The sequence below is a fragment of the Stenotrophomonas sp. 3(2025) genome (assembly GCF_052665395.1).
This window is the reverse complement of sequence record NZ_JBQOIF010000001.1, coordinates 192,612-216,858: the sequence shown is the minus strand read 5'-3', so window position 1 is coordinate 216,858 and position 24,247 is coordinate 192,612. Positions and strand designations below refer to the sequence as shown.

The window sequence follows — 24,247 nt, the reverse complement described above, 5'->3', positions numbered from 1 at the left end:
CAGGGCACGCGTTGCGCGTGCCTCCCGCTCGCTGCCGCAGCTGCGGCCCACCAGGTTGAAGAGGTTCCGATGTCGCTCCCGCACACGTCCGCTGTTCATTCGGCTGCGCCGATGCGCCGCAAGCACCCGATGGCCTGGGCCATCGCGGTGGCATTGGGAACCCTGGCTGCCCCCGCCAGCCACGCGCAGCAGGCATTCAGCCCGGGCTGGTTCGCCGACCGCGGCGCGGCGCAGGGTGCGGCCGCACAGAGCGGGCGCATGCCCAATGGCGTGCCCATCCAGTTCCAGTTGCCCGCGCAGCAGCAGGACGCGGCGCGGCAGAAGCTGCAGCAGTCGATCGACAACCTGGGTACTGCGGCGCAGGCGATCGCCCTGCAGCAACGCATGCAGGAACAGGCCCGGCAGTCGCGTCGCGAGGCCGGCTTCGTGGTGGCCGATGGATTGGGCAAGGATGGACTAAAGGTCGACGAGAACCCCCTGACGCGCGGCTGGGTGAATGCGCGCGAGGCGATCCAGTTGCAGGGCAGCGATGGCCGCGTACAGGTCAGCATCGAGCAGACGGCTGACCAGGCGATCCTGAACTGGGAAACCTTCAACATCGGTGGCAACACCACCCTGAACTTCCTGCAGAACCCCGACTGGGCGGTGTTGAACCGGGTCAACGATCCCAGCGCGCGGCCCAGCCAGATCCTGGGCCAGCTGAAGGCCAACGGCACGGTGTTCGTTGCCAACCGCAACGGCGTGGTGTTCGGCAACAACAGCCAGGTCAACGTCCGCAACCTGGTTGCTGCTGCCGCACGCATCAGCGACGCGCAGTTCCGTGACAACGGCCTGTACAGCGCCGACACGAACACCTCGGCCCTCACCGATGCAGTGGGCAAGGTCATGGTTGAGCGCGGCGCGCGCATCACCACGCATGAACCAACCAGCGCAACGCGTGGCGGCGGCTATGTGTTGCTGGCCGGCCACAGTGTGGAGAATGCTGGCCAGATCGAGACGCGCAAGGGCCAGGTCCAGCTGGCGGCCGGCGACAGCTTCGTGATCCGCCGTGGCGTGGGTACTGCGGCCAATACCGCTTCGACCACACGCGGCAACGAAATCGCGCCGCGCCTGGTCAACGACAGCAGTGCCGGCAGCGTCCGCAATACTGGCCTGCTGCTGGCCCGCGAGGGCGACATCACCCTGGCCGGACGCAGCGTCGAGCAGGCCGGTGTGGCCGTGGCCAGCACCACGCTGGGCCAACGCGGTACCGTGCACCTGCTGGCCTCGGCCAGTGACACCCGGGCCAAGGTCACCTTGGCCGAAGGCTCGACCACAGCGGTGCTGATCGAAGACGATGGCAAGGCCCGCGCACTGGATACCCAGCGCGATGCACTGCTGAAGGAGTCGGCCGAACAGGATGCGCTTCGTGCAGCGTCGCGGACGACGACCTTCGACAATCTGTCCCTGCACGGCGATCGGCGCGACCAGTCGCGGGTGGAGATCGTTTCCGGGGGCGACATCCATTTCCAGGGCAGCTCGCTGACGGTAGCTACCGGCGGCCAGGTGATCGCCGATGCCGGTCGCCGCAGCCAGCTGGACAACGGCGCGCGTGTGGATGTCTCCGGCGCGGTAGGTGTGCATGTGGCGATGGAAAGCAACAACGTACAGGTGAAGGTGCAGGGCAATGAACTGCGCGATTCGCCCGACAACCGCGACAGCGGCAAGCTGACCAGCAGCGAAGTATGGATCGACCGTCGGCAGCTGATCCACGTGCCGGCGGGCACCGGCGGCCACGAAGGCGATCGCTGGTATGCCGCCGGGGGCCTGCTGGAGGTGGGCGGCTATCTGGACAACCAGGGCCACTCCATCAGCGAATGGGCTGCGCAGGGCGGCACCGTGTTGCTGGGCGGCAGCGAGGTGGTCGCGGCCGCAGGCTCGCGGGTCAATCTGGCAGGCGGTAGCCTGGATGTGCAGAGTGGGGCGATACAGCAGAGCTGGTTGCGCGGCATCGATGGGCAGGTATATCGGCTGGACGACGCGCCGGCGGAGATGCTGTTCGATGGTCTGTACAAGGGCTACGAGGTGAAGCAGGAGCGCTGGGGTGTCACCGAGGCGTTCCGCAATCCCATCGTTTTCGCCGCGCAGCGGACTGACAACGGTTATACCGTCGGCCGCGACGCCGGGCGCCTTGTAGTGTCCGCACCGACCGCGGTGCTGGACGGCCAGGTGGAGACCACCACCTTCCAGGGCGCGCAGCAGGGGCGACGGCCGGATGCTGCGTTGGAAGGCTATGCGCAGGCGCAGACGGCAGTGGCGCGCAACGCCGGGCTGTATCTGGGGCGCTATGACGCCCAGGGTCGCAACGGCGTGTTCGACTCGGACGTGCGTGTTCGCGGCGCAACGACAGCGACAGCGGGTTTGTCGCTGCAGTCGCCGATCGCCAGTGAGCGGCGCAACACGGTCTGGCTGGATGCCGGACTGGTCAACGCGCAGCAGTGGGGCTCCATGGACCTCGCCAGCGCAGGCAGCGTCGCGGTCGACGCACCGCTGGCGCTGCAGGCGGGCGGCGCGCTCAACCTGATCGGCAGCACGGTGAACGTGGCCGGTGACATCCGCATCGTCGGTGGCCAGCTGCAGGCGGGCAACCTGCTGGACGTGCTCGGGCGGCCGACAGCGCTGCTGCGCGATGGCCGCGCCAGCGTCGCCATCGCCGACGATACCCGCATCGATCTTGCCGGTGGCTGGAGCAATGCGGCGTTCGGTGCCGGGCAGGACAGTGGCCGTGCGTGGACCGACGGTGGCAGCCTGCGCCTGCAGAGCAGCCATGACGTCACTGTGGGCAGCCGGGTGGCCATCGATGTCGACGCCGGTGCTGCGCTGGACATGCAGGGCAAGGGCCGCATCGGCAAGGGCGGAGGCGTGAGCCTGCAGGCCAACACTGCCGAGGTGGCTACCGACGGCAGTGGTCGCGTGCAATTGGGTGAAGGCAGCCATATCAGCGGACGTGGCGAGGGCGGCGGCACGTTCGCGCTGGGTACCGGAGGCAAGGCGGTCGTCGGCGCAGCGGAGCAGGACGTGACGGTGCTGCAGCTTGACACCGCCTTGTTCGGCAGTGGTTTCGCGCAGTACGACATCAACGCGCACCAGGGCCTGGAGGTCGCCGACGGTACCCAGCTGGTCGCGCGCATGCCGGGCCTGCGCCTGGCTGAAGACGCACGCACGGCGCGGGATCGTGCCTCCGCGCTGCAGCCGTGGTTGGCACCGTTGTATGCCGCCGATCCGCAGAGTGGGCGCATCCGGCAGCGCAGCGGGGCCAGTATCACCCTGCGCTCGGACCGCAACAGCGTGGGCGGCGACCTTCGGGTGGGCCGCGATGCACGGGTCGCCGTCGATCCGGGCCAGGCGATCACCCTGCTCGGTGCGGGCAACATCGACGTGGAGGGGACGCTGCAGGCCCGAGGCGGCCGCATCAGCATCGACGATGTGCGCCCGGATACGGCGCTGTACGCCGGCCAGCGCAGCGAGCGCACCTGGCGGATCGATGACGGTGCGGTACTGGACGCCAGCGCCGATTCGGTGTCGATGGTCGACGGCGCTGGCCGCCTGCGCGGCCAGGTGCGGACGGGTGGGCGCATCGAGATCGGTGGCGCCCTCGACTGGGAGACGTCGGCTTTCGTCGACAACCGGCCGCCGGAAGCCTTCATCGTGGTCGAGCGGGGCGCGCGCCTGGACGCACGCGGCGCTTCGGCCGAGCTGGACATCGACGGCCAGGGCCGTACCCGGGTCGACAGCGACGGGGGGCAGATAGTGCTGCGTTCGGCCAATGCGCTGTACCTGCAAGGGGCGATGGATGCGGCGGCCGGTGGCAGTGGGGCGCGTGGTGGAACGCTGGGCCTCGCCTTCGGCGGCAGCGTGCATGCACGCGGAGCAACCGAGGAGGTGCTGCGCGAACGGGCGATCACGCTCAGCCAGCAGACTGCGGCCGAGACGTCGCTGCCAGCGCGGCTGGACTATGGGCACGCCGCACTGTCGGTGCAGCAGATCCAGGCCGGCGAATTCGACAATCTGTCGGTCTTCGGCGACATCCGCACGCTTGGCAATGTCGACCTGCGCATGGCCGGGTCCCTGCGCATCCATGGGCAGGGGCAGTCCAGCCTGGGCGTGGCCGCAGGCGCGAGCACCTCCAGCGCGATATCGCTGTCGGCCCCGTATGTGCGCCTTGCGCAGGCGCGCTGGCAGCAGCTGTCGGGCGAGAGCCTGCAGTTCCCCCAGGGTGCGGTGTCAGATACCGCGGGCGATCATGCGCTGGCGGTCAACGGCGATCTCATCGATCTTCGCGATGTCACCTGGCTGCCCAGTTTCGACCATCTCTCGTTGAACAGCCGCAGCGATGTGCGCCTTCTTTCCAGCATCGCCAGCAACGCGGCGGTCAGTTCGCTGCTGGCACCGGGCTCGATCGACCTGACCGCCGCGCGCCTGTATCCGACGTTCGGGGCGGTGGGCCGGGTGGTGGCGGGTGCATCGGCGCAGACCGTGGACACCGTCGACTACTGGGCGAACCCGGATGCGGTGCTGCGCATCCAGGGCAACGGCACAGCATCGGGTGTCCCTGCATCGGCGTTCGGTTCGCTGCGGCTGGTGGCCGCTACCGTGCAGCAGGGCGGTGCGGTGTGGGCGCCGATGGGAACACTGCAGCTGGGTGGTCTGGCCGTGGGCGGTACTGCCGGCGGGCGGGTGGAACTGCTGCCCGGCAGCATCACCTCCACCAGCGGTGCCGGCCTGGCGCTGCCCTATGGCGGTACCGCCGATGGCGTCAACTGGCGCATCGGCAGCCGCAGCGTGGATTCCTTGACCGCTGGTGGCATCAGCTCGATGGGCGTCACCCTGAAAGCCAACCAGGTGAACGTGAGCCCGGACGCGCTGCTGGACATGTCCGGTGGCGGCGACCTGACCGGTGCAGCCTTCATCTCCGGGCGGGGCGGTTCGGTGGACGTACTGCGCACCGCGTTGGCCGATGCCAATCCCCGCTATGCGTTCAGTGCCTCGGGCAACCCGGTGTATGCCATCGTGCCCGGCTATACGGGCGCGTTTGCGCCCACCAGCACCGACGGCTTCGCCGCGCCCGGCATCGGTCAGCAGATCACCGTGCCCGCGGGTGTTCCCGGGTTGCCGGCGGGCACCTACACCCTGCTGCCGGCCAACTTCGCTCTGCAGCCCGGTGCGTTCCGTGTCGAGCTTGGCGCGACCGGTGCGTCCGGCGTCTCCCGGCCGCTTCAGACCGGCACCGGCACCTGGCGCGTGTCCGGCCACCAGCGTGGCGATCTGGGCGGTGTGGAATCGCCGCTTCTGACCGACCTGCTGTTGACACCGGCGGCGGCGGTGCGGCGGCATTCGGGTTACAACGAAACCAGCTACAACGCCTTCGTGCAGGCAACGGCCGACCGCCGCGGCGAATCGCGCGGCTGGCAGACCATCGATGCGCTGGGCCTGACCCTGGCGCTGGGCGAGGGCGCCGGACGCCAGGGCGCGGCGGCAATCGACTTCGCCGGTACCGCGCGCTTTGCCGCCGCCAACGACAAGGGACGTGGCGGCACCCTGGTTGCTTCGATGGCCAACCCGGCCATCGGCACGCTGGAGATCATCGGTGCGGAGGGCGTGGCGCAGGCGCGCGATCGTGGCGTGACCTTCACCGACCAGGCACTCAATGCGTTCCAGCCCGCGCGCATGGTGATCGGTGGTCAGATCAACCAGGCGGCGTCGCAGGTGGCGGTGACCGGCCAGGCCCGCAGCGTGGCGATCCGTTCCGGGGCCACGCTGCAGGCGCCGGAAGTCCTGGTGGCAGCAGCCTCCGGTGGCAGTGGCATTCTGGTCGAAGCCGGGGCGACCGTGGACACATTGCCCTACGCACGCGCCGGCGGCGACGCCGTCGACACGCTGCCCTACCAGGTCACGGGCGGCCTGCTGGCGGTGTCCAACCAGCGCCTGAACCTGATCACCGGTTCCACAGGCGTTGCCGCCGGCCCGGTGGCGATCGATATCGGCGGCTGCCAGGACGCGTGCGAGGGACAAGCGCGCCTGGTGTCCGACGGCAGCATCGCCGTCGCCACCGACGGCACCCTGCAACTGCGCGATTCGGCCAGCTACGGCACGCGCCAGCTGGGCGTCAGCATGGCTGCATTGAACCTGGGCAGCGCCGAAGCCATCGCACAGGCGGCAGCAGCGGGTGCACTGCCTGCCGGCATGACCATGAACCAGAGGGTGCTGCAGCAACTGCTGCGTGGCAACGTGGCTACCGGCGCACCTGCGCTGGACACGCTGAGCCTGGTGGCGCGCGATTCGGTGAATGTATTCGGCAGCGTCGACCTGGATGCGCGCGACAGCGCCACCGGCGTTGGCAGCCTGCGCACGCTGGTGCTGGGTGCGCAGGCGATCCACGGCTATGGGAACGCCAGCGACCGTGCGCGCATCCTGGTGGATACGCTGGTGTGGGATGGTGCGCTGGCGGCCACGCAGGCCCCGGGCAGCAACGCGGCCGTGCCGCCGGCAGAGCCGATGGTGGATCGCTTGGGCGAGGGCCAGCTGGATATCCTCACGCGCACCCTGACGCTGGGGCGTGCGCCGTACAGCAGGCCCAGCTCCGAGGTCGCGGCCAACCGTCGGGTACTTGGCTTCAGCGCGTTGAACCTCGGGGCTTCGGAACAGATGGTGTTCTCGGCGAAGGGAACACTGGATGTGTACCAGCAGCGCGGCGAGTACCTGGCAGACAAGGGCTGGCAGTACAGCGGCGGCAGCGTGGCCATCAGCACGCCCCTGCTGACCGCCGACGCCGGCGCACAGCTGGCCCTGCGCACCGGCGGCAGCTTCGCCCTGCATGGAGGCAACGGCAAGGCCGGTGGTGATGCGCTGGGCAGCGAACTCAGCATCGACGCCGATCGCATCCTGCTGGATAGCACGGTTGCGCTGGCCTCTGGCCGCCTGTCGGCCAGTGCACGCCAGGGCATCGGCGTGGGTGCGCATGCGGCGCTGGATCTGGCGGGTCGCAAGGTCAGCCTGTTCGACGTGGACAAATACAGCTGGGGCGGCGACGTGCTCCTGTCCAGTGACAGTGGCGAGGTGACCACCGATGCCGCCTCGCGCATCGATGTGTCGGCGCGCAACAACCGCGGTGGACGATTGACGGTCAATGCCCTGGCCGGTCGCGCGGATCTGGCCGGACATGTGGACGGCGCGGCCAGCGGCCGCTACGACGCCGGTGGCACCGTGGTGCCCTACGACGCGGGCGAACTGGTGGTGCGTGCACGCCAGCTGCTGGATTTCGCAGGTTTGAACCAGCGGCTGAACAGCGGCGGCGTGACCGGCGCGCGCACCTTCCAGATCGGCGAGGGTGACCTGCAGATCGGCGACGAGGTGAAGGCGCGACGGGTCGACATCAGCGTGGACAAGGGTCGCCTGACCGTGGCCGGGCGCATCGACGCCAGCGGCGAGCAGGTCGGCAGCATCCGCCTGTACGCCCGTGATGCGCTGCAGGTGAACGGCACGCTCGACGCGCATGGCAGCGGCCTGCGTGTGGACAGCTACGGCAAGATCATCGACAGCGCCAACCGAGCGACGGTCGAACTGGGCAGCGCGGCGGGCCAGGTCAGCATCGGCGCTGGCGCCGCGATCGACCTGCGTGCCGGCAGCGGCGTCGCCGTGGGCAGCCAGCGCGGGCAGAACGATGGCGTTGCGCGCGGCACGCTGAAAATCGATGTGCCGCGGATCGGCGCCGATGACGCGGCCATTGCCGTTGCCAACGGTGTGCGCATCACCGGTGCGGCCGACATCCAGGTCAACGGCGTGCGCCGCTATGACGATGCACCGCTGGCCTCCAGCGTGGATGTGCACGGCAACCGGGCGCAGGTCGTGACCCAGCAGTGGCTGGACCAGATCGTCGATCCGGACAACCGTACGTGGATGGACGGGGCGCTGGCCAATGCCGATCTGCAGCAGCGCACCACAGCGCTTGGCAGCCACCGGCTACGTCCGGGCGTGCAGGTGGTGGCGCGCCGTAGTGCGGACAACCCCGGTGGCGACCTGACCGTTTCCGGTGACATCGACCTGTCCGGCTACCGCTACGGTCCCGATGCCGACCGTCTCGACCCTGCACGACGCGGGTTTGGCGAATCGGCCTCGCTGGTGCTTCGGGCCGAAGGCAACCTCAACATCCATGGCAGCATCAACGATGGCTTCGCGCCACCGCCCGCCAACCCGGATGAAGCCGGCTGGGAACTGATCGAGGGTCGTAGCAGTGGTGCCGCCAACACGTCGTTCGGTGGTGGCCTGGTGGTACCGGTGGACGGCGTACAGCTGCAGCCGGGTACCGAATTCCCGGCGGGCGCCACGCTGAACTATGCGGTACCGGTGGAATCGGCTGTGCTGCCGGCCGGTACCGTGCTGCCCGCAGCGATGACACTCGCCGACAGCTTGCGACTGCCTGCCGGCACCGTGCTCGGTGCGGCGGTGACCACCGGTGATGGGCAGACCTTCGCCGCCGGCACCCTGCTTGACCAGCCGTTGCAGCTGGAGGCGGGCGCGCGCCTGGGTGGCGGCTTCCGTCTGCGCAGCAGCGTGCAGATGGCTGCACAGGATTGGCCCGCCGGTGCTGTGCTGCCGATCGCGTTGCGTCTGGCGCGGGCGGTGGACCTGAAAGTGGGCGCATACATTCCCTCCATGACCAAGGTGGAGCTGGCCACCGATGCGCCGGTGAAGCTGCGACCTGCCGATGCCAATGGCAACCAGGGCCGCAACTGGGCGCTGGCGCCGATGCTGGCGGAAGGCACGACGTCGTGGGACCTGACCGCTGTGGCCGGCGCCGACAGCGACGCTGCCGATCCGCGCACGCGTCGCTGGGGCAGTGACGGCAGCGTGGTGCTGGCCGATACCCATCAGGGATCGGTGGGCACGGTGAAGACCGAGATCATTTTCGTGGGCGACCGCGTGCTGACCGAGCAGGCCTCGCTGGACTGGATGGGGGATACCTCCTATGCCGGCCGCCCGATCGCCGAACTGGCCGACATCTTCGGTTACACCGAAGACGAGTTCTGTGCACTGGCAGACGGTTACTGCGGCCCCGCGCCGCGGCAGGTGGCCGCACAGGGCTCGCTGGATTTCTGGGGCGATGAATCCTACGTCGGCACGTCGGCCAAGGATTTCGCGGCGATCTTCGGCATGACCGAAGACGAGTTCTGCGGATCGGCACCCACCTATTGCTTCGGCGGAGGCACGCAGACCGAGGTGACCACCTACGGCAAGCGCCCCGGCACACCCGCGTGGAGCGTGCTGCGCACCGGCAGGGGAGATCTGGAACTGCTGGCGGCCGGCGACGTGGTGATGAAATCAGGATTCGGCGTCTACACCGCAGGGACACCCACCTCGCTCGGCAACGGTCGTGATGCGGACTTCAATTCGCCGCGTGCGCCGGCGCCCTGGAACAGCGCTCTGCTCGGCAAGGGCGTGGTGCCAGGCAGCTACGATGCTGCACTGGCGGGCTACCAGGCGTGGTATCCGGACCATGGTGGCAACCTGCGCGTGGAGGCCGGGCGAGACATCGTCGGCGATGTGTGGACCGCGCGCGCCGAGTCGGGCAGCCCCGACCGGGACATGGCCCTGCATGGCAGTGCCGCAGTGGGCAGCTGGCTCTGGCGGCAAGGCACGGGCAGCACCACCGGGGTGGCGCCGGTACCGACCAGCTGGTGGGTGAACTTCGGCACCTACACCAACGTCTCGGCCACCGTAGACAGCACGCCGCGGATGGTGGGGTTCACCGGCTTCGGTACGCTCGGTGGCGGCAATCTGACGCTTGACGCCGGCCGCAATGCCGGTGTGCGCGAGGCGATGGGCGATGCGCTGGGGTTCATGACCGCACCGCACTCGGGCGCGATCGTTGCCGCGGTCGGTTCCACCGGACGGGTCAGTGATGGCCAGCTGTACCTGACCGGCGGTGGCGATCTGCGCTTGCGCACCGGGGGTGTGCTGAATCCCGAGCTGACGGCCACGTTCTCCAGCCTCAACACCGCCAGGGCAGCGCAGGACCTCGATCTCAACGGCACTTTCACCAACCTGCGGGGCAGCCTGCTGCTGGAGGCCGGTCGCATCGGTGGCATGGGTGTGACGCTGGAGAACTACGGCACACTCGGCCGCCAGCGTGCGGCCGACCTGTTCGCCGCCGACAGCGCACGTGCGATGGGCGGTCCGGTGCTGGTGCTGGGCGATGCCACGGCATCGCTGCAGGCGCGCGGTGACGTAGTGCTGGGTGGTGTTGGCGATGCTGGCCGGGTAGCGGTGGCGAACTACAGCGGTGTGACCCAGGACAACGGCAGCCGCGCCGCCGGCACCACGTGGTTCTCGCTGTGGACCGCATCCACCGCCGTGGACCTTTTCAGCGCCGGAGGCGATCTTTCGCCAGGCGTGGCCGGTCCCCTGAATCTGAGCGGCAGCAACCTCGGCGCCGAGCAGGCGCAGCTGCAAGCCGGCGGGCGCGATCTGCTGCAGTACTGGCTCTATCCTTCGCGGTTCAGCGCGGTTGCCGCACAGGGCAACATCACCTTCGACCGCCTGAGCATGCAGGACAACACCCAGGACGTACTGCTGCTGGCACCCTCGGCCAGTGGCCGCCTGGATGTACTGGCCGGCGGCGGCATCTTCGCCCAGCCGGGTGCCACCCAGATCGCGCGTTCGGCCGCGGATACACGTATGCCGGGACCGTTCGATCCGGCCTTCATGGCCCAGGTGGGCGATGGCAACGGCAACCTCACGCGGCCGCACCACAATCTGTCGGTGGATGGCCATTCGGCGACGCCGGAGGCGGCATTGCCGCTGTTCGCGTTCGGTCCCAATACACCGTTGTCGAATCTGCCGGGTGCACTATCGCCCAGCCGCTTCTATGCCGTGGGCGGCGACATCATCGGCCTGCAATCGGGTGCGCAGCGTACCTTGGATCGCTCCGGCAGCCAGCGCACGCAGTTTGCTCTGTTCGAGGCGGCTGGTGCGGTGCAGATGCGCGCCGGGCGCGACATCCTGGGTGTTTCGCTGACCGCCCTGAACAGTACAGCCACCGATGTTTCGGTGGTGGACGCAGGGCGCGACATCGTACACCTGGATGCCGTGGTGGCCGGTCCCGGCAATCTGGAGGTCAGTGCGGGTCGTCAGCTGCGGCAGGAGGACGTGGGCGGCATCGTCAGCCTGGGCGGCATCGTGCAGGGTGATGCCCGCCCAGGTGCAAGCATTGCGATGACGGCGGGCAGCCAGCACATCGATTTTGATGCATTGCGCACGCGCTACCTCGACCCGGCCAACCTCGCCGATCCAGCGCAGTCGCTGGCGGCGCAGCCGGGCAAGGCGATCAAGATCCATGACAAGGAACTGAAGCAGTGGTTGCAGCAGCGCTTCGGTATCTCCAGCGAAGGCTCGGATGCACTGGCCGTGTTCGACGCATTGCCGAAGGAGCAGCAGCGCATCTTCCTGCGCCAGGTCTACTACGCTGAACTGCGCGAAGGTGGTCGTGAGTACACCAATGCAGAAGGGCCGCGTTTCGGTTCCTATCTGCGCGGGCGCGAAGCGATCGCCACGCTGATGCCGGACAAGGATGCCAATGGCGCAACGATCAACCGTACTGGCGATATCGTGATGTATGGCGGCTCCGGTGTGCGCACCGAAGCGGGTGGCAACATCGAGCTGATGGCGCCAGGCGGGCAGATCGTGGTGGGCGTGCAGGGCGTGGTGCCTCCGGCCAGCGCGGGCCTGGTCACCCAGGGCCAGGGCGACATCCGTCTGTTCAGTCAGGACAGCGTGCTGCTGGGCCTGTCGCGGGTGATGACCACCTTTGGTGGTGACATCCTGGCGTGGTCCGAGCAGGGCGACATCAACGCCGGCCGTGGCTCGCAGACCACGCTGCTGTACACCCCGCCGCGTCGGGTCTACGACACGTGGGGCAACGTCATCCTGTCGCCGCAGGCACCGGCCAGCGGCGCCGGCATCGCAACGTTGAACCCGATCGCCGAAGTGGCGCCAGGCGATGTCGACCTGATCGCGCCGCTGGGCACCATTGATGCAGGCGAGGCAGGTATCCGCGTGTCGGGCAACATCAACCTGGCGGCACTGCAGGTGCTCAACGCCGCCAACATCCAGGTGCAGGGCGACAGCAAGGGCCTGCCGGTGCTGGCCTCGGTGAACGTCAACGCGCTTGCTTCGGCAAGCGCTGCGGCCAACAGCGCCAGCCAGGCCGCACAGGACGTGATGCGCAAGAGCCAGGACGATGCGCGGCGCAACCAGCCGTCGGTGATCAGCGTGCAGATTCTCGGCTTCGGCAGTGCCAGCAGCAGCATCGACCCGCCAGCACGCGGAAACACAGCCGCCGCCAGCGGCTACGACGTCAACAGCGCCTTCCAGTTCCCGCAGGCGCGCGTAGACGCGGGCAAGCAGCCGACCCAGTAGACCCACGCCACGCGTGGATGGAGGAGCGGTGCGGACCAAGGTCCGCACCCACCACGCGCAGAACACAGGATCGGGCCAGCTGCCAGGGAGCGGTGGCGGCACCCGCCAGGACGGCACCGAGGGCAGGGAACAGCCATCAGCGGTGAGGAACACCGACACGGCGCCGCCGGGCGCGGGACAGCGCCCGGCGGCAGGAGGGCGGTAAAGCCACGCCATGCGTGGATGCCTCTCAGTAGATCCACGCCACGCGTGGATGGCTGGGTCAGCTTTCAGTGCCGACCAACGGTCGGCACCCACCAGAGCAGCCTTGGCAGCAGAAGCAGGCCCGGCAGCAGATCCACGCCATGCGTGGATGCAGTCCAGTAGATCCACGCCATGCGTGGATGGCAGGGTCAGCTTCAGTGCCGACCAACGGTCGGCACCCACCAGAACAGGCTTGGCAGCAAAGCAGGCCTGGCAGTAGATCCACGCCATGCGTGGATGCGCGTCAGAGCGCCAACACCCGCCGATAACTCAACGGCCCGCGTACATCACGCAACCCCAACCGCAACTCCAGACCGGTAGCCGGCAGTACCTCGCCCTGGCTGGGCAGCATCGCCCAACCCACCCCGGGCTGCCACGCCCGCACCTCGAAGCGCTGCACATCACGTGCCACCAGCAACCCGCGCGTCGGCTCGGGCGCAGGCAGTGGATAGTGATCGGACGGCGCACCGCTGGCACGCCACAACATGCTGCCCTGCCGCCACCAGCGAACGCGCTGCCACTGCAGCCCATCACTGCCGACGCTGCGGGTGATCTCCAGCGTGAAGCCACCATCGGGGTGGCGCTCACTGGTCAACGACGGCGGCAGCAGCCGCGCGGGTTGATCGGCCGGACGCACCGCGCCGTTCATCAGCGCATCGTCAGCGCGCATCTCGATATCGCGCTGGAACTGCTGCAACACCCGCATCGCCGTGCTGGTCTCGGCATCGGCCTGGCGCAGGCGCTGGTCCGTATTGGCCACGCTGTCCAGGGCGCGCCAGCAGATCACCGCCAGCACGCCCATGATGGTGATGGCGATCATCACCTCGATCAGGGTGAAACCGCCCGCCGCGCGTTTCATGGCGCCGCCGTCCACGGCAACTGCAGGCGCGTCAGCGATTGCTTCGGCGCATCTTCGGCCACCACGCTCAACTCCAGCTGCGGTTGCCCGTCGGTGCCACTGCCCAGGTGCTGCTGCACCAGGAAGCGGGTGCGCCCCTGCAGGCACAGCAGGCGCGCATCGCCGGGTGGCTGTGCGGACAGACGCAGCTCCTGCCAGCGGTCCTGCGCGCACAACAGGGCCAGCCGACGGTCACGCAGACGCGACTGGTCATCGGTCGCCACCGCCACCGAGCGCATCACCGCCGCCAATGCGATGGCCACGATGGCCAACGCGATCAGCACCTCGATCAACGTGAATCCGTGTTGCGTCCGCTTCACTGCATGACCTGCAATTGTCCGCTGCCATCATCACGAAGACGCAGTCGACGCCCGTCCAGCGACAACGCCAGCTCCCACGGCTCACCAATCCATTCTGGGCTCAGCTCGATGGCAGCCGTTGGTTGCACGGTGATGCCACGGGTCTGCCACTGCTGGGGGCGCAGCAGGTCATCGCGCCGCAGCTCGACCCAGCCTTCGCCGTCGCGGCGGCTGAAGCGGTAGCCCTCTGCAGTGGCCTGCCAGCGGATCGGCCGACCATCAATGCGCGCTTCATCGCGCGCGACCTGCAGGCGCTGCGCCAGCCGCTCCGATTCCTGGCGCAGCTGCCGCGCAGGGTCGAGCAGGCTGCCCAGGCCGAGGCCGATACCCGCCGTGCAGATGCCGACGATGACCAGCACCACCATCAGTTCGATCAGCGTGAAACCGCGTGGCCTGCGTTGCATTGCACATCGCTTCCCGTCCTTGCCGATACCTGCCAGCGTAGGCGCGGATGATGAAACAAAAGCGTCAGCGTCAGCTGCTAGCGTGGCCGCACGGGAACCTGGCGAAGGTGCGGAACATGGACGGCAGGCGTTGGGATCGCAATCGCACGTTGACCCTGCTGGCGGCCATGCTGCTGCTGACCGTGGCGGGATACTGGGGCATGGCCCTGTTCATGGCGCCGGCTCGCGTCGCCGCCGCCTCGGTGCCGGTCGCCGTACCCGCTGCCCCGGCCTTCGACGACGCTGCAAGCACACCGCTGGTGCGGCTGCTCTCGCCCGGCGCGGTGCAGACCGACGTGACCGTGCTGGGGGTAATGGCCGGGCAGCAGGCGCCGCTGGTGCTGCTGTCGGTGGATGGGGCGCCTGCACAGGCCTATGCACCGGGCCAGCGTCTCGGCCCATCCACGGTACTGGCAGCAATCAGCGCGAACGCGGTTGAACTGCAACAGGCAGGCCAGCCGCGCTCGCTGCCCGTGCCCGAACTGCCGCCGCTGCCCACCGATGGCATCGTTCCCGCCGTCGTGGGGCGGCACTGAACACGGCTCAGCGCGCTGGACGCTGCGGCACCACCGAACGCCCGAACGCATCGCCCATGCGCTGCCGCGTGCCCTCCAGGTTGTACTGCAGCAACTGGTTGCCGGGCTTGCGCATCAGGCGTTCGGCTTCGGGAAGGTCGGGGCGGGCGGCCGTGCCTGCTGCCGGCGCCAGCTTGCGTTGCAGGCAGTCCCAGGCGGGGATGCGCTCGCCATTGACCTGTACTTCGATGCATGGCGCTGCATCTGCCTGTTTGGCAGCCTGGTCGGCCCGCGCCCAAGGCGAAGCCAGAGCCAGAACCAGAACCAACGTCAGGCAGAGGGCAGGGCGGTTTGGCGTAAGCAGAGTGGCGTGCATCCTGAATCTCCCGACGCAGCAAGCGCTTTGCAATGAAGACGTGTGCCAGGCGAAGTGTCCGCCTGCGCCTGTTTCAGCATCGTCAACAGATGACAGTGCTGTCACAAAACTGTTGGCGGTTTTGACGCGGCCTGCACGTCCTGTTGGTAGACCCACGCGCCGCTCCCTGGCCATTCCCTTCGATACGACGCGATGCCTTCGATGACTCCCGTTCCGTGCCGTGCCGTTCGCCTTCCGCTGCGCCTGCATCCCTTGCTGCTGGCCTTGGCCTCGCTGCCGTCTCCAGCGTTCGCGCAGGACGCCGCGTCAGCGTCCACGGTGAACATCAACGAGTACATCGTGCGCGGCAACACCGTGCTCGATGCGCGCCAGATCGAATGCGCGGTCGAACCGTTCCTCGGCCCCGGCAAAACGCTCGCCGATGTCGAGAAGGCGCGCGATGCAGTCAACGCGCTGTACCAGCAGGCCGGCTACCAATCGGTCTATGTGGAGCTGCCAGAGCAGCAGGTCAACGCGGGCGTGGTGCTGTTGAAGGTGCAGCAGACGCCCATTGGCCAGCTGCGCGTGGTCGGTGCCCGCCATGACTCACCCGAGCGCATCCGCGAGCGGGTGCCGTCGTTGGCTGAAGGGCGCGTGCCCGATTTCGACCAGGCACAGAGGGAACTGACGGCGCTGAACGAAGGGGGCCGCCGTCAGGTGATGCCATTGGTGCGCGAAGGCCAGGTGCCGGGCACCATGGATGTGGACCTGCAGGTGGAAGAGAAGTCACCCTGGCGTGCCAGTGCCGCGCTCAACAACGACCATAGCGCCGATACCGAGAAGCTGCGCCTGAGTGCATCGCTGGCCCACGACAACCTGTGGCGGCGCGGCCACAGTGCGAGCATCGGCGTGTTCATCGCGCCGGAAGACACCCACCAGGCAAAGGTGTTCTCCGCCTCCTACACCGTTCCCTTCGAGGGCACGCCGTGGAGTCTTGAGGCATCGGGCTACACGTCCGACAGCCGCGTACTCAATGCCGGCGGGCAAGGCGGCGCAGGCACGGGCACCGGCACCAACGTGATCGGCAACGGTCATTCCATTGGTCTCAAGCTCAACTACCGCCTGCCGGGCAGCAGTGCCTGGTGGCGCCAGCTCAGCCTCGGTGTGGACTTCAAGGACACCGAAGAAGACACGCAGATGGGCATGGACAGCCTGAAGACGCCCTTGAAGTACGCACCGGTCACGCTGGCCTTCGTCGGCGTGCGCCAGGGCGAGCACGATCAGCTGAGCATCAACACGCAGCTGGTGGCGGGAACCCGGCGTCTGTTCGGTTACGGCAGCAACGCCACCGATTTCGGTCAGAAGCGCTACTGGGCCGATCCGAGTTTCGTGGCGTTCAAGGCCGATGTCTCCAACACGCACACCTTCGGCAACGACTGGCAGTGGTCTGCGCGTGGCTCGCTGCAGGCGACCGATGCGCCGCTGGTCTCGGCCGAACAGTTCGCCGCCGGCGGCATGTACACCGTACGCGGCTACCTGTCGGCCGAAGCGATCGGCGACTACGGTGGCCTGGCCAACCTGGAATGGCGCACCCCGGCGTGGTCGCTGTGGAGCGGTACCGACCTGCGGCTGTACAGCTTCGCCGACGCGGCCTACCTGCGCCTGCGTCAGCCGCTGCCGGAGCAGCGCGACAAGTACAACCTGGCGTCGGTCGGGCTGGGCGCGCAGCTGCGCCTGGGCGAACACCTGCAGCTGCGCCTGGACTACGCCTGGCCCTACGCCGATGGCCCGGTCACGCGCAAGGACGACCCGCGCCTGCATTTCAACATCAGCACCAGCTACTGACCCTTCCCTTGAGATGCGTTCTCCGGAGACCTTTTGCATGGACCGTCTGCTTTCCCGAATGTTGCTGCTGCTGGCTGCGCTGATTGCGCTGCCCGCGGCCGCGGCCGATGCCAACTGGTGGCAGGCCGAATGGAAGTACCGCAAGCCGATCACCGTCGACGCCGGCCCACAGGGCGCGGGGGTGGCCGGCAACCCCGGGCGTACGCCGCTGCTGCTGCGCCTGCATACCGGCAACTTCGGTTTTGATGGCACCCAGGAGGGTGGCAACGACCTGCGTTTCGTTTCTGCCGACGGGCGTACGGTGCTGGCCCATCAGATCGAGCAGTTCGACCCGAACCTGGGCCTGGCCCTGGTCTGGGTGGACGTTCCGGCACTGACCGCCAGCGCGCCGCAGACGATCTGGATGTACTACGGCAACGCGAAGGCACCGGCCAGCGGCAATGGCCAGCAGGTGTTCGATCCGGACTACACGCTGGTCTACCACTTTGCCGAAGCCAATGCGCCGGCGCGTGATACCACGGCCTACGGCAACACGGCCGGTGCGGTAGTGCCTGCGGCGGAAAGCACGGTGATCGGGCGTGGCGTGCAGCTGGGCGCTGGTTCACTGCCGCTGCCGGCCAGTGCTTCGCTGGCACAGGAAGCGGGTGCGCCACTTACCGTTTCTGCCTGGATCAAACCGGGCGCGCTGACCACCGCGCAGGCGATCTACGCCCGGCGCGATGGCACCGCAGAGTTGGTGGTGGGCATCGACAACCGGGTGCCGTTCGTGCAGCTCAACGGTCAACGCAGCACGCCGGCGCAGCCGATTCCGGAAGGGCAGTGGGCGCATCTCGCGCTTACCGCCGAGAAGGGGTCGCTGCAGCTGTATCTGAACGGTCGCGTGGTGGCCCAGCTCAGTGGTGAGCTGCCGGCACTGACCACCGCAGCGGTGGTGGGTGCCGATGCGCCGGGCGCGGCGCAACCGCTGGCCAACTTCGATGGCGCGCTGGATGAACTGCGCATCTCACGCGTAGCACGCCCGGCGGCGCTGCTGCTGGTCGATGCCACCGCGCAGGGCGCCGATTCGCGCCTGGTCAGCTACGGTGCCGACGAGCAGTCGGCCGGGCAGAGCCACTTCGCCTTCATCCTCAAGGCGATGCCGTTCGACGCCTGGGTGGTGGTCGCCATCCTCGGCCTGATGATGCTGTTGTCCTGGGCGATCATGATCGCCAAGAGCCGTCATTTCGGCCGCACCAGCAAGGCCAATGCGGTGTTCACCGAGAGCTTCAGCAAGCTCTCCGGCGTGCCGCTGCGCACGTTGTCCGAGATGGACCGGCAGGGCAAGGTACCGACGGCGATGCACGACGGCTCGCTGTGGCGCATCTACCAGGTGGCCATCGATGAGATGCAGCAGCGTCATCAGCGCGATGGCAACTCCGGCTACCTGAGTGCGGCCACCATCGCCGCCATCCGCGCGTCGATGGATGCGGTGATGGTGCGCGAACAGGAAGCGATGGCGAGGCGCATGAACTGGCTGTCGACCACCATCGAGGGCGCACCGTATGTCGGTCTGTTCGGCACCGTGATCGGCATCATGCTGGTGTTCGTGGTGGCGGCGATGGCCGGTGCGGTGGACATCAACTCGGTGGCCCCGGGCATGGCGGCAGCGCTGCTGTGTACCGCCGCCGGCCTGGGCGTCGCGATTCCTGCGCTGTTCGGCTACAACTGGCTGGGGGCACGCGCCGAAGCGATCGGCGCCGACATGGCGGTGTTCATCGACGAGTTCGCCGCCCGCCTGGCCGAAGAGCAGGACGGGCGCGGCCCGGCCGTGGTCCAGGGCTGAGGGGCCGGCCATGGGCTACAAGGCGAAGTTCGGCATCAAGAAGCGCGAGAAGGGCATCAACGTGACGCCCTTCGTCGACGTGCTGCTGGTGGTGCTGGTGATCTTCATCCTGACCAGCAACGCCTCCATTCCCGGCATCGAGGTCAACCTGCCGAAGGCCAGCAACAGCACCGCACTGGAGAAGCCCAAGACCAAGGCGATCACCATCGACCCCAGTGGCCAGGTGTTCCTGGATGCCTACCCGGTGACGATGACCGAGCTGGAGGACCGCCTGCGTACCGAACGGGCAACCTCGCCGGATTTCCCGGTGATCGTGCGCGGTGATGCGCAGGTGCAGTACGCGCGCGTGGTCGAGGTGCTGGATCTGCTGCGCCGGCTGGAGCTGGCCCAGGTCGGGCTGGTCACCGGCAAGGCGCAGGGCTGAGGCATGGCCGGTCATCGACCACCCCTGCAGGAGCCCGGTACGCGCGGACGCCAGTTGCTGGTGACGATCGCGCTGGTGCTGGCGGCGCTGCTGGTACTGGGTGTTGCCGTGTGGTGGCTGCTGTTCAAGGACACCGCCAGCACCCGCCGGCCGGTGGTGCAACCGCCCATGCTGGCGTTGCCACCGCCGCCACCACCACCACCACCACCGCCGGAAAAACCGCCCGAGCCGGAGACGCCACCGGAAGAGACCGTGACCGAGCCGGAACCGCTGGAGCAGCCAACGCCGGCCGAAGAACCGACGCCGACGCCGGACAACACCGACCCGGTGACCATGGACGCCGATGCACAGGCCGGTGGTGACAACTTCGGCATCCAGTCGGGCAGCGGCGGTGGCTCGTCCGGCGTTGGCCGCGGCGGTGCCGGCAACGCCAGCTATGGCCGCTACCTGGGCTATCTGATGCAGCAGGCGATTTCGCGCGATGCGCGGGTCAAGCGCCTGGCGTTCCAGCTGCAGGTGAATGTCTGGCTGGCGCCCGATGGCCGGCTGGAGAAGGTCGAGCTGGTGCGCGGCAGCGGCAACGAAGAGGCCGACGTGGCCGTGCTTGAAGCACTGCGACAGATCGGCAAGGTCGACCAGATGCCACCGGCGTCGCTGGATTTTCCCGCGCGCGTGCTGATCCAGGGGCGCCGTCCCGGCGCGTGACCGATGACTTCCGTGATTTCCCTTCTTCCGATGAGAACCGTGATGAACGACCACGACCGCGCTCGAACCGCATCCCGCCGCCCACGGCCGGCCCGACGGGCGTTGCTGTGCTGCGCTGTACTGCTCGGCCTGGCCGCGCCGGCCGGTGCGATGGCTGCCGAAACCACCATGGTCAAGTTGATCAAGGGGCTGATCGCCAGCGGCGCGCTCAAGCCCGAAGACGGCCAGGCCCTGTTGGTGCAGGCCGAAGCAGAAGCGGCGGCCGTGCAAGGCGGTACCGCCGGCAGCACAGCCAGTAGTGGCGGCGTGGCGCTGGAAGCCGCTGATGTGCGCGTGCCGTACGTGCCGCACAGCGTGCGCGATGGCATCCGCGACGAGGTACGCCAGGACGTGATGGAGCAGGCCAAAGCCGAGGGCTGGGCCGCGCCGAACGAGGTGGCCGAGTGGACCAAGCGCATCAAGGTCAGCGGTGACATGCGTGTGCGCAGCGAATCGCGCTTCTACTCCGAGCGCAACAGCGACATCGAGACCAACTGGGCCTCGGTGAACGCAGGCAACGGCTTCGATACCAACAACAACACCAACCTGCAGCTGCCGCCGCTGCTCAACACCCGCCAGGACCGCCGCAACCTGTGGCGGATCCGCGCACGGCTGGGCATCGAAGCGACGATCGGCCAGCACACCACCGCAGGCGTGCGCCTGGCCAGCGGCAGCAGCAACGGGCCGGTGTCCACCACCGAACAGCTTGGCGGTGGCCTGGGCAAGAAGGACGTGTGGCTGGACCAGGCATGGCTGGCCTACAGCCCGGCCGACTGGGTGACGGTGCGCGGCGGACGCTTCGGCAATCCGTTCTGGACCAGCGACACGCTGTTCTCCAACGATCTGAACTTCGACGGCCTGGCGGCCAATCTCAGCTACGACCTCGCCGAGGACGTCGGCCTGTTCGGCAACCTGGCGGTGGTGCCGTTGGAGTACACCTCCGACAGCGCGCCCAGCCAGAGCCGGGTAAAGACGCCCAACGAGAACAAGTGGCTGTCCGGTGCGCAGGTGGGGGTGAACTGGCGCTTCAACGATGACAACAGCCTGCGCGCGGCACTGGGCTACTACGATTTCAAGAACATCAGCGGTCGTCTGTCGTCCCCGTGCGCGCTGTACGCCGGCGCGGTCGGTTGCGATACCGACTGGTCGCGGCCGGCGTTCATGCAGAAGGGCAACACCCTGATGCTGATCCGCGACATCGCCCGCAACCCGTTGGATCCGGCCAACACGCCCACGCCGCAGTATGTGGGCCTTGCTTCCGCCTTCCGCCTGGCGACCTTCAACCTGCGCTGGGATACACAGCTTGCGCAGGACATCGGCATGCGTCTGGATGCGGACTACATCCGCAACCTGGCCTATGACAAGCAGGCCATGTTCGCGCGGGCCAACAACGGCATCGTCAACAACTACGGTGCCGGTGGCAGTGCCAGCATCGACACCTTCCGCAGCGGCGACACCGCCTGGATGCTGCAGGCCACCTTCGGCGCCACCGAGCTGAAGGAGAAGGGCCAGTGGCAGGCCCTGCTGGGCTACAAGCGGATCGAGGCCGATGCACTGCCCGATGCCTACAACGATCCGAACTTCCACCTGGGCGGCACCAATGCGCGCGGCTACTACGTGGGCGGCGCCTATGCGATGGACGCGCGCAGCTGGATCAGCGGCAAGTGGATGGCGGCCAAGGAAGTGTCGGGCCCGCCGTTGTCGATCGACGTGTTCCAGCTGGAGTTCAATACCGGTTTCTGATCGGACAGCGTGACCACAGTCACGACACGTGTGGCGGGGGCGCGGCAATGCGCCCGTCTAGGAAAGGAGACCACGCGTTGCACAAAGGAGGAGTGGATGAGCCGTCGCAAACTGTTCGAGAGTTCCGAGCCCGCCGCGCAGGCACTGGGCATCGGGCCGGCCTATGTCTCGGTGGAGGGGTTGCGCCAGCACCTGGCCGAATTCCTGCTGTATGCGGGGCGGCCGGTCGTCATCATGCGCGGGCGCAGCGAGGTCGGCTATTTCCTGCCGGCACGCTGCTGGCGCCAGCGCGAGGATGATCCGCTGGCTGCCGCCGCAGCCGATCAGCTGCTCGGTGCCGCCGGCTTCCAGGTCGAAGACATCCAGCAGGTCGAACAGGAGTTCAACGCCATGCGCCAGCGCACCGTGCTGCATTCGCGGCGTTGAAACCAGGGCCGCCGGGCATGGCCCGGCGTTACCTGATGGCGCCAGGCTCCTCCGGTAGCGCCGGGCCATACGCGGCGATCAGGCAGCAGCCCCGCGCTCGCTGGTGATCCGTGCACCTTCGCGCATCACCAGTGTCACCGGGGTCTTTTCCACCACGTCCAGCAACCGCTGCCACTGCGCATCACTCAGCTCGGCGGTGGCATGCAGCACGCGGTGTACATGGAAGCGTCCATCCGCATCACGTTCGGAACGCAGCTCGGCGTGGAACTCGCCCAGCTCCCAGCCCTTGCGCTGGGCGTACATGCGCAGGGTGATGGCGGTACACGCGGCCAGCGAGGCCAGGTACAGGTCGAACGGGGCGAAACCCTTGCCCTGGCCACCGAGCGAAGCGGGTTCATCGGCCGCGACATCGAAATGGCCGTTGCTGATGTGGTGCAGGTAGTTGTCGGCGGTCGAAACAATGCGTGCGTAGGCCATGGAAATCCCCGGTGGTAGGGCCGAGCCATGCTCGGTTGCAGGAAAAGGCGGCGCCAGCCGGAGCCGGAGCCGCCAAGGAATCACTCGGTACGATCGTACGAGAACTGGATGCCGGCCGTGCCACCGGTTTCGATGAAGAGATTCATGAAGGCCGGCACGGTCTCCGCCCGTACCCAGTCGCGCTGCAGTTCGCAGAACAGCTGCGTCACGCTGATCAACTGGCCGCCGGCCTGTTCGATGCGGCGCAGCGCGGCATCATGCGCGGCCAGCGACGTGCCGCCTACTGCATCGACCACCACGTAGACCTCATAGCCTTCCTTCAGTGCATCCAGCGCGGGGAAGGTCAGGCAGGCTTCGGTCCACAGCGCGGTCATGATCAGTTTCCTGCGGCCGGTGGCCTCCACCGCCTTGCGGAACTCGACATCTTCCCAGGAGTTGATGGTGGTGCGGTCGTAGGTCGGGCAGTCGCCCAGCACCTTGCGCAGCTGCGCGATCGGCGGCTTGTTCAGGCCGGTCTGCACGTTCACGGTCGAATGCACGATCGGCAGGCCATAGGCGACCGCCGCCTTGGCAGTGCCGACGATGTTGTTGACCAGCAGCTGGCGGTCCATCGAGGCGATGGAGTTCACCTGTACCGGCTGGTAGTCGATGATGATGAAGGCGGAATTCTGCGGGGTCAGCAGGTGGTCGCTGACGGGGTCACGGATCGGTTCACTGGCCATGGGGGGTGTCCTAGTCGGGGTTGGCTTGCGGTGGTGCCGGCGGCGTGCCGGCAGTCGGAAATCGCCGTGGATGCAGTGGCTCAGCTACGCTGCGAATCCAGCGGCTCGTGGTTCTTCTGCACGTCCTGCGCTTTCTGGTAGCTCTCGATCAGCAGCTGGTAGTTGGGGAAGATCTGCGTGTAGATCGCGGCCCAGTGCTGGGCGTCCTCGCGGTTCCAGGTGCGCTGGATTTCCGAGGCGACCGCAGCGGTATCCATCGGCACCACACCGGCCTGCACCACGCGCGCCAGGGTGATTTCCTCGGCCATCTTCGAATAGGTGCCGGAGGCATCGACCACCGCGAACACCTGGTAGCCGTCGGCGACGGCGGCAATGGAAGGGAAGGCCATGCAGACGCTGGTGATGGTGCCGGCAATGATCAGCTGGCTGCGGCCGGTGGCCTTCACCGCGGCGACGAATTCGGGGTTGTCCCAGGCGTTGATCTCGCCCCGTCGCGCTACGTATTGCGCATGCGGTGCGGCGTCATGGATCTCCGGAATCAGCGGGCCGTTCGGCCCCTGCGGTACCGACGCGGTGGTGATCACCGGCATCTTCGCCAGCGTGGCCGTCTTCGCCAGGGCGGTGGCGTGCGCGCGTACCGAAGTGAACGGCATGTCACCGATGGTCTGGAACAGACCACTCTGGTGGTCGATCAGCAGCATCGCGGCGTTGTCCGGGTCGATCACCGGGCGGGCGCCGTTGAAGTTGGCGGGGGTACTCATGGTCAGTCTCCTGGGCA

At 67.9% G+C, this 24,247-nt stretch carries 15 protein-coding genes; 8 read left to right on the top strand and 7 right to left on the bottom strand.

Annotated elements, in window-relative coordinates; genetic code table 11:
• The first annotated feature begins 69 nt into the window (after positions 1–69).
• Entirely contained in the window at positions 70–12,453 is a 12,384-nt protein-coding gene (locus ACUXVE_RS00985) for a filamentous haemagglutinin family protein (protein ID WP_445513627.1), read from the top strand.
• A gap of 487 nt (positions 12,454–12,940) precedes the next feature.
• Here ACUXVE_RS00985 and ACUXVE_RS00980 read toward each other — a convergent pair whose 3' ends face one another.
• From ACUXVE_RS00980 to gspH, 3 genes are read right to left on the bottom strand one after another with little or no spacing between them, the layout of a single operon-like run.
• Positions 12,941–13,555: a prepilin-type N-terminal cleavage/methylation domain-containing protein gene (locus tag ACUXVE_RS00980; protein WP_445513626.1), complete on the bottom strand. Its 615-nt coding sequence runs from the start codon at positions 13,553–13,555 to the stop codon at positions 12,941–12,943.
• On the bottom strand, positions 13,552–13,914 hold the full coding sequence (gspI, locus tag ACUXVE_RS00975) for a type II secretion system minor pseudopilin GspI (RefSeq protein ID WP_222389323.1): 363 nt from the start codon (positions 13,912–13,914) through the stop codon (positions 13,552–13,554). Before gspI ends, ACUXVE_RS00980 begins: the two co-directional genes overlap by 4 nt.
• Complete coding sequence (gene gspH, locus ACUXVE_RS00970; protein WP_222389326.1) at positions 13,911–14,357, bottom strand: type II secretion system minor pseudopilin GspH; 447 nt, start codon at positions 14,355–14,357, stop codon at positions 13,911–13,913. Before gspH ends, gspI begins: the two co-directional genes overlap by 4 nt.
• Before the next feature lie 116 nt (positions 14,358–14,473).
• Here gspH and ACUXVE_RS00965 point away from each other — a divergent pair, with 116 nt between their 5' ends.
• Positions 14,474–14,932 carry a general secretion pathway protein gene (locus ACUXVE_RS00965; protein ID WP_222389329.1) on the top strand — a complete coding sequence of 153 codons (459 nt, stop codon included), beginning with the start codon at positions 14,474–14,476 and terminating at the stop codon, positions 14,930–14,932.
• 7 nt (positions 14,933–14,939) lie between these two features.
• On the opposite strand, the gene ACUXVE_RS00960 is transcribed toward ACUXVE_RS00965, so the two are convergent.
• Positions 14,940–15,287, bottom strand: coding sequence for a hypothetical protein (locus ACUXVE_RS00960; RefSeq protein WP_445513680.1), 348 nt, complete (start codon positions 15,285–15,287; stop codon positions 14,940–14,942).
• A gap of 201 nt (positions 15,288–15,488) precedes the next feature.
• On the opposite strand from ACUXVE_RS00960, the gene ACUXVE_RS00955 reads away from it, so the two are divergent.
• From ACUXVE_RS00955 to ACUXVE_RS00930, 6 genes are all read left to right on the top strand, one after another.
• Positions 15,489–17,111, top strand: a complete 1,623-nt coding sequence (locus ACUXVE_RS00955; RefSeq protein WP_445513625.1) for a ShlB/FhaC/HecB family hemolysin secretion/activation protein — start codon at positions 15,489–15,491, stop codon at positions 17,109–17,111.
• 37 nt (positions 17,112–17,148) lie between these two features.
• A complete protein-coding gene (locus tag ACUXVE_RS00950) occupies positions 17,149–18,933 on the top strand; it encodes a DUF2341 domain-containing protein (protein ID WP_445513624.1) in 1,785 nt (594 codons plus the stop codon).
• A 10-nt stretch (positions 18,934–18,943) separates the two neighbouring features.
• Positions 18,944–19,357, top strand: a complete 414-nt coding sequence (locus ACUXVE_RS00945) for an ExbD/TolR family protein (protein ID WP_025874382.1) — start codon at positions 18,944–18,946, stop codon at positions 19,355–19,357.
• Positions 19,358–19,360: 3 nt separating this feature from the next.
• Positions 19,361–20,062: a TonB family protein gene (locus tag ACUXVE_RS00940; RefSeq protein ID WP_445513623.1), complete on the top strand. Its 702-nt coding sequence runs from the start codon at positions 19,361–19,363 to the stop codon at positions 20,060–20,062.
• A gap of 42 nt (positions 20,063–20,104) precedes the next feature.
• Positions 20,105–21,844: a putative porin gene (locus ACUXVE_RS00935; RefSeq protein ID WP_445513622.1), complete on the top strand. Its 1,740-nt coding sequence runs from the start codon at positions 20,105–20,107 to the stop codon at positions 21,842–21,844.
• A gap of 96 nt (positions 21,845–21,940) precedes the next feature.
• On the top strand, positions 21,941–22,270 hold the full coding sequence (locus ACUXVE_RS00930; protein WP_099842624.1) for a hypothetical protein: 330 nt from the start codon (positions 21,941–21,943) through the stop codon (positions 22,268–22,270).
• Between the two features lie 78 nt (positions 22,271–22,348).
• On the opposite strand, the gene ACUXVE_RS00925 is transcribed toward ACUXVE_RS00930, so the two are convergent.
• From ACUXVE_RS00925 to ACUXVE_RS00915, 3 genes are all read right to left on the bottom strand, one after another.
• Positions 22,349–22,747 (bottom strand): OsmC family protein, encoded by a 399-nt coding sequence (locus ACUXVE_RS00925; RefSeq protein ID WP_222389341.1) that lies wholly within the window; start codon positions 22,745–22,747, stop codon positions 22,349–22,351.
• Between the two features lie 80 nt (positions 22,748–22,827).
• Positions 22,828–23,469, bottom strand: coding sequence for a hydrolase (locus ACUXVE_RS00920; RefSeq protein WP_093818475.1), 642 nt, complete (start codon positions 23,467–23,469; stop codon positions 22,828–22,830).
• Positions 23,470–23,549: 80 nt separating this feature from the next.
• Positions 23,550–24,230 (bottom strand): hydrolase, encoded by a 681-nt coding sequence (locus ACUXVE_RS00915; RefSeq protein ID WP_222389342.1) that lies wholly within the window; start codon positions 24,228–24,230, stop codon positions 23,550–23,552.
• Positions 24,231–24,247 lie beyond the last annotated feature (17 nt).

What these genes read in the sequence shown, in the direction of transcription:
- ACUXVE_RS00935 (WP_445513622.1), top strand. Translation starts at nt 20,105, where the DNA reads ATGAACGACCACGACCGCGCTCGAACCGCATCCCGCCGCCCACGGCCG.
- gspH (WP_222389326.1), bottom strand. Translation starts at nt 14,357, where the DNA reads ATGCAACGCAGGCCACGCGGTTTCACGCTGATCGAACTGATGGTGGTG.
- ACUXVE_RS00955 (WP_445513625.1), top strand. Translation starts at nt 15,489, where the DNA reads ATGACTCCCGTTCCGTGCCGTGCCGTTCGCCTTCCGCTGCGCCTGCAT.
- ACUXVE_RS00985 (WP_445513627.1), top strand. Translation starts at nt 70, where the DNA reads ATGTCGCTCCCGCACACGTCCGCTGTTCATTCGGCTGCGCCGATGCGC.
- ACUXVE_RS00940 (WP_445513623.1), top strand. Translation starts at nt 19,361, where the DNA reads ATGGCCGGTCATCGACCACCCCTGCAGGAGCCCGGTACGCGCGGACGC.
- ACUXVE_RS00925 (WP_222389341.1), bottom strand. Translation starts at nt 22,747, where the DNA reads ATGGCCTACGCACGCATTGTTTCGACCGCCGACAACTACCTGCACCAC.
- ACUXVE_RS00915 (WP_222389342.1), bottom strand. Translation starts at nt 24,230, where the DNA reads ATGAGTACCCCCGCCAACTTCAACGGCGCCCGCCCGGTGATCGACCCG.
- ACUXVE_RS00920 (WP_093818475.1), bottom strand. Translation starts at nt 23,469, where the DNA reads ATGGCCAGTGAACCGATCCGTGACCCCGTCAGCGACCACCTGCTGACC.
- ACUXVE_RS00945 (WP_025874382.1), top strand. Translation starts at nt 18,944, where the DNA reads ATGGGCTACAAGGCGAAGTTCGGCATCAAGAAGCGCGAGAAGGGCATC.
- ACUXVE_RS00930 (WP_099842624.1), top strand. Translation starts at nt 21,941, where the DNA reads ATGAGCCGTCGCAAACTGTTCGAGAGTTCCGAGCCCGCCGCGCAGGCA.
- ACUXVE_RS00960 (WP_445513680.1), bottom strand. Translation starts at nt 15,287, where the DNA reads ATGCACGCCACTCTGCTTACGCCAAACCGCCCTGCCCTCTGCCTGACG.
- ACUXVE_RS00965 (WP_222389329.1), top strand. Translation starts at nt 14,474, where the DNA reads ATGGACGGCAGGCGTTGGGATCGCAATCGCACGTTGACCCTGCTGGCG.
- ACUXVE_RS00980 (WP_445513626.1), bottom strand. Translation starts at nt 13,555, where the DNA reads ATGAAACGCGCGGCGGGCGGTTTCACCCTGATCGAGGTGATGATCGCC.
- ACUXVE_RS00950 (WP_445513624.1), top strand. Translation starts at nt 17,149, where the DNA reads ATGGACCGTCTGCTTTCCCGAATGTTGCTGCTGCTGGCTGCGCTGATT.